The 4398-nt window shown below is 66.9% G+C and carries 4 protein-coding genes and 1 pseudogene; 2 read left to right on the top strand and 3 right to left on the bottom strand.

Annotation, left to right across the window (positions count from 1 at the left end; translation table 11 throughout):
- Positions 1–181: 181 nt before the first annotated feature.
- Positions 182–608 (top strand): annotated as a pseudogene (locus ACFWFI_RS41330) (hypothetical protein); the annotation flags it as partial.
- Positions 609–668: 60 nt separating this feature from the next.
- On the opposite strand, the gene ACFWFI_RS41325 reads toward ACFWFI_RS41330, so the two are convergent.
- Positions 669–1043, bottom strand: coding sequence for a MerR family transcriptional regulator (locus tag ACFWFI_RS41325; RefSeq protein ID WP_387400895.1), 375 nt, complete (start codon positions 1041–1043; stop codon positions 669–671).
- Between the two features lie 45 nt (positions 1044–1088).
- Between ACFWFI_RS41325 and ACFWFI_RS41320 the strand changes: the two genes are divergently transcribed.
- Positions 1089–1970, top strand: coding sequence for an NAD(P)H-binding protein (locus ACFWFI_RS41320; RefSeq protein WP_387400893.1), 882 nt, complete (start codon positions 1089–1091; stop codon positions 1968–1970).
- Positions 1971–2025: 55 nt separating this feature from the next.
- Here ACFWFI_RS41320 and ACFWFI_RS41315 read toward each other — a convergent pair whose 3' ends face one another.
- Together ACFWFI_RS41315 and ACFWFI_RS41310 are read right to left on the bottom strand one after the other, a co-directional pair.
- Complete coding sequence (locus ACFWFI_RS41315) at positions 2026–3096, bottom strand: (+)-(1(10)E,4E,6S,7R)-germacradien-6-ol synthase (RefSeq protein WP_387400891.1); 1071 nt, start codon at positions 3094–3096, stop codon at positions 2026–2028.
- A gap of 533 nt (positions 3097–3629) precedes the next feature.
- Positions 3630–4064, bottom strand: a complete 435-nt coding sequence (locus ACFWFI_RS41310) for a hypothetical protein (RefSeq protein ID WP_387400889.1) — start codon at positions 4062–4064, stop codon at positions 3630–3632.
- Positions 4065–4398: the final 334 nt, after the last annotated feature.

Below are 4398 nucleotides of genomic sequence, written 5' to 3'. Positions count from 1 at the left end.
GCTCTTGGTGCTCGCTTGAGATCATGGTGCGGGAGACGTGTGCTGCAGCAGTTCGGTTCCTGGCCCGACCATCAATATGTCTGCCCACAGAGCCCGCCTGCAACTGCGGGTCGACGCAACGACCTTCGGGCAGGCCCGGGCGCAGTCGACCCGCACGTGATCACGAAACCACACTGGAGTACTAGGCGATTTCTACGGACCGCTGTTCGCCCTCACGGAAGCCAATAGCCGAATCTTCGCCGCGTTCATGGAGCGCAACGCCCGTCCTGACGACAGGTCGCCCTTCGTGCATGAGATACCGCCTTCCGAGGAGGAGCTCGCCGAGTGGCGGTTGTGGGTCAGGACCGTCTTCCTCCCGAACATCCAGGCGATGCGCGACCTCGTCATCAAGCACGCCGACCTCCAGCGAATCAGAGATGCCACCGATTCTGCTTCAGCTGTGCGCACATGTGTCCGGCTACGAGATCACGGCCGCCCGGTGGGAGCAGGGGAGTTATGACCAGCACCTGTCAGTGGTGCCGTTCCCCAGCGAGGAGATAGCTGCCTACGCGCGGCGCGGGTTCACGGGCTTGAAGCAGGAGCAGGGTCGCTTGCTCGGGCGGCGGTAGGACAGCCGCTCCGTGACCCGCACATCTCCGACGGCGCTCGAGCCTCACGGTATGAGCGGCTCAGGCTTCCCGGACGAAGTGGGCGCAGTCCGGGCAGTCGTCGAGATAGCGATGCCGACAGTCGACGGTGTGCTGCAGGAAGGTTATGGCCTGCTGCCTGTGGACGACCTCGCTCTCCAGGGCAGCGATCTTTCGCCTCACGACGGCCTGCGCTGTGGACTTCTTCGGCGCCATGGCGGCTGTGACCTCGGGCAACGAGAGCCCGACGCGCCGCAGCTTCAGCACGGTACGGGCCTGTTCCAGCGTGGTGTCGTCGTAGACGCGGTAACCGTTGCCGTCGCGGCGCACGGTGAGTGCACCGACCTGCTCCCAGTGCCGCAGCACGTGAGCCTCGATCCCGAGTTCTACGGCGGCTTCCCCGATCGTCTTCACCACGCGCGCCTTGCCTTCATGTCGACCTGAACCCCTACCGTCTCGATCATGCCTGATACCGATCGCCCCTCGGGCGCCCCTCACGGTTCATCGATCCTGGTCACCGGCGCGACGGGGAACCTCGGCCGTGAGGTGGTCGAGCGCCTCCATGCACGCGGTCCACGCGTCCGACGCCTCGTCCGCCATCAGACCGGTCCACTCCCCGGAGTCGACTCGGTGGTCGGCGACATCACCGACCACACCACGATGCGCAAGGCACTCGTCGGCATCGACACCGTCTTCCTCATCTGGCCACTGCTCGATTCCGCCCCGGCCCGCAGCCTGATCGAGGAACTCACCGCCACGGCACCGCGCGTCATCTACCTGTCCTCGTCAGCCATCGACGACGAGGCTGCTCGCCAGAGCGACCCCATCGTCCAGGTGCACGCGGACATGGAAGAACTGCTCCACAGTGCCGGTCTGCGACCCGTAGTGCTGCGTAGCGACACGCTGGCCTCCAACGCCCTTGGGTGGGCGGGTCAGTTGAAGGCAGGAGGCGTGGTGGCGGGGCCGGACATCGCCCGCACAGCGGTCGTCGACGAGCGCGATGTCGCGGACGCGGCTGTCGCCGTACTGTGCGGGAGCCTCGACGAACTGGCCCACGCCCCCTACGTGTTGACGGGGCCCGAACCGCTCAGCCGCGCCGACCAGGTTGCCTGCCTCGGCGCCGCGCTCAGCCGCCGTCTGCGCTTCGAAGCGGTACCCGCCGACCTCGCGCGATCACGCATGCTCGCGGACGGTCGTCCCGAGCGACTGGTGGAAGCACTGATCGCTGCATCGGTGGGCCGACCGGAGTCGAAGCGCGTCACTGATCACCTGACACGCCTCACCGGTCGACCGGCCGGCACCTTCGCACGGTGGGCCATCGACCATGCGGCTGCGTTCAGCTGACCGGAGAGCCGCGGCACGCCCGTCAGCCGCCCTGCGAGCTGCCCTCCCTCGCGTATCAGCCCTTCAGCAGGGTCCACCACCAGGCGATGCTGGCGATCGGCAGCGGTTGGTCCGCTTCCCGTTCGTGGAAGGGGGAGGTGGCGCTGCCGGCGGGAAGGTCGGCGGGGTTCTCCGGATTGACGTAGCGATTGGTGGTGAGGGACCAGTCGTAGTCGGCGCGGATCCAGGAGTCGCAGTCCGCGATCCATCGGCCCAGTTCAGGACTGGCGTCGCGCAGGATCTGATCGCGAAGGCGGAGATAGAGGGCCATGGCGCGTGTGTGCATCATGGCGGTCTCGCTGACCGCTTCTTCGAGGGAACACTTCCGCTCGTACGCGATCAGGTCGACGATGTTGCCGTAACCCTCCTGGCTGCGCTGGCGCTCCTTGTGGTACGAAACGAGGTCGTTGGACCAGCCGATGATCGCGGCGAAGACTTCGACGAACGCTCGGACATCGTGCCGCTCGTAATCGGCAGCGGGGAGGTCGTATCCATGGATGATCTCGCTGAGCGTCGAGAAGATCTTGACCCCGGAGGAGTCGAGCCGGACCGCCAGATGGTCGGAGAGGCTGGGGACCCGCCCTTGTGCGCTGTTGGCGGCCATCCAGATCTGGCCCTGGAGGTACGCGCGGAAGCTGGCGGCCCAGCGGGCGGTCTGCACGGGCGTGGTCAAGCCGTCGAGCCGCAGGCGCAACTCGCGTAACGCGGCGCTGTAGCTGTCGTCGGTGGGAGCCGCCCAGGGGACTTCGACGACACGTTGGAGTTTGGTGATGACGAGCAGGGTGGCGTCCGGGGATGCTGCGACCGGCCCCTCGTCGCAGAATTCGTCGTCGAAGGCGAAGAGCCACATCAGGAAGTCCGAGGTCCACTGCAAGGCCGCGAGGCGTCCGGAGGGGGCGCCGCGGCTGGTTATCTCACCGACGGAGATGCGTGTCAGCCGTTCGCGTTGCGCTCGGTCGGAGTAGAGGCCGAACCGATCGAGCCAGGCGGCCGAGCGTTCGTCGATCTCACGCCAACTCGGGTGGATCCCGGAGGGGAGCGGAACCCACAGCTGAGGGATCTTCGGCGCTGGAGCTGGGGAGGTCATGTACCGCCCTTTCGCATGTGCTTTTCAATGCCTCTGAGACCCGGAAGTTAGCAAGGTGCACGAGGAACGGGTACGGCCGTTTCAAGCCTGCTTGGCTTGTGGGCGCCTATCCTTTCCGGCCTCGGGTCGGGCAGTTGGCTACGTCTCCGGCGCACGGGAGACGTGCGAAAGTGGTTGATCACGCATCGTCTGAAGTTGATGTACCTCGATGCACAGTTGGCCCGAAAGCGACTCTTGTCAGTTCGGGATTCATCGATTCGAGTGTGGAGTACCAGGTTCCGCCCACGCCGGGCCCCGTAAGGGCTGAGCACGCCTCGGCAGCGGGGCTGCCGGGGGCCTGGTGTCCACGCCGGCCCTGACCCCTGCCGAGCCATGGGCGAATCCGGCCTCGTCCTCGCAGCCGGCCGCCTGGCCTCCATGGCGACCTTCGGCATCACCGGAAGGCGTGTCGGCGGTCGTGATCGGGAGGGACCGACGGTCGGTGTGCGGTGCGGGAGCGGCCCGTGCTCGGCGAGCACGGGCCGTCACGGATGTCAGTGGTCGTTGACGTAACTCACGTAGTAGGAGCCGTTGTTGGCCCCACCCTCGAAGTTGAGGGCGATCCGGGAGTACTCCCCCAGGTTGTACCTGCCGCCTTGACTGGCCTTGTGTGTGGCGCAGGTGCCTTTGCCGCCGCTCGCCTTGAGCTTGTAGTGATCGATGTTGTCGGTGATGTCCATGACCGCCACCCAGGCCGAGTGGCCGTTCGCGGACGTGTCGCACACGGTGATGATGTCCCCGTGCTCCTCCACGTAGACCTTGACGCCTGTGCCGGAGTACGTGTGGTCCCAGTTGATGGCGGCACCGGCGGACGGCGCGGTGACCGTGGTCAGCCCGGTCAGGGCGGCGGCGCCGAGCAGCGCGGCGGCAGTGCGGCGGCCGAGACGGGCGCGCTTGGTGACGCCGGACAGCGTGGTGGTGTGAGACATGGGCCCTCGCGGATCGTTGGTCTGATAGAAGCGGTCACTGTATAGCGATGCCGCGTCACGCCGGGGAGAGCACGTCGGTCGGGCACGCCGCCCGGCTCTCGGGGCGACTCGGGCGTACGCTCCCTGCTGCCCCCGGGGGCCAGGCTTTGACGAGCCGCATCCGTGTGCCGCCCCTGTCGGCCGCATCGGCCTTCAGCTGTTTCCATTCGACCCATGACATGAGCTGGATCCCCCTCCGCCAGTGCTGGAATGCCGGAAGTTCGCAATCCTTCGCGCCGGCCCCGCCCACACGCCGAGGCGGGCGGTGACAGCGGCATAGCGCCTGCTGTCACCG

The organism is Streptomyces sp. NPDC060209, from assembly GCF_042728155.1.
GTDB lineage: Bacteria > Actinomycetota > Actinomycetes > Streptomycetales > Streptomycetaceae > Streptomyces.
This window is presented reverse-complemented; position numbering and strand designations above follow the sequence as displayed.